The 537-nt window shown below is 71.5% G+C and carries 1 protein-coding gene; it reads right to left on the bottom strand.

Annotation, left to right across the window (positions count from 1 at the left end; all coding sequences use genetic code 11):
* Nucleotides 1-115: 115 nt before the first annotated feature.
* Nucleotides 116-537: DNA-methyltransferase (locus ABD323_RS44985; protein ID WP_344447723.1), on the bottom strand; the 422-nt coding region annotated here is incomplete at its 5' end.

Here is a 537-nt window from a genome sequence, read left to right as displayed (position 1 = left end):
AGCCCGAGCCTCGGCCAGGGACAGAGGGGCGACATCAGTGCTGCCATCTCGGCGGGCCGCGCCCTCTGCTGATGCTGCTGGTGCCCCGCCGCGGGAGCGGGGCACCAGCAGGTGTTCAGCTGGCGAGGGTGAGGCGTTCGCGGGTGACGGTGGCGTAGTCGCTGGAGATCTCGATGCCGACGAACTTGCGGCCGGTGGTGAGGGCGGCAACGCCGGTGGAGCCGGACCCGGCGAACGGGTCGAGGACGATTCCGCCGGGTGCGACGACCTCGATCAGACCGGCCATCAGCTCGTCGGGCTTCTGGGTGATGTGCCGCCGGTTGGTTCCCCTCGGCTGGCTGGCCGAGTAGAGGCCGGGTAGGTAGACGGGGTTGCGGGTTGCGTCGACCGGGCCCTTGGTCGCCCACAGGGCGTACTCGCAGGCCCGCTTGAATCCGCCCTTGGCCGGGCGGGCGATCGGCTTGTGCCACGGGACGATGCCGCGCCACGTCCACCCGGCGGCCTGCAGGGCATCGGAAGTCACGGGCACCTGGCGGA

Source organism: Kitasatospora nipponensis, from assembly GCF_039528135.1.
In the GTDB taxonomy this organism is placed as follows: Bacteria; Actinomycetota; Actinomycetes; order Streptomycetales; family Streptomycetaceae; genus Kitasatospora; species Kitasatospora nipponensis.
The sequence above is the reverse complement of the archived record's forward strand: the minus strand, read 5'-3'. Positions and strand labels throughout refer to the sequence as shown.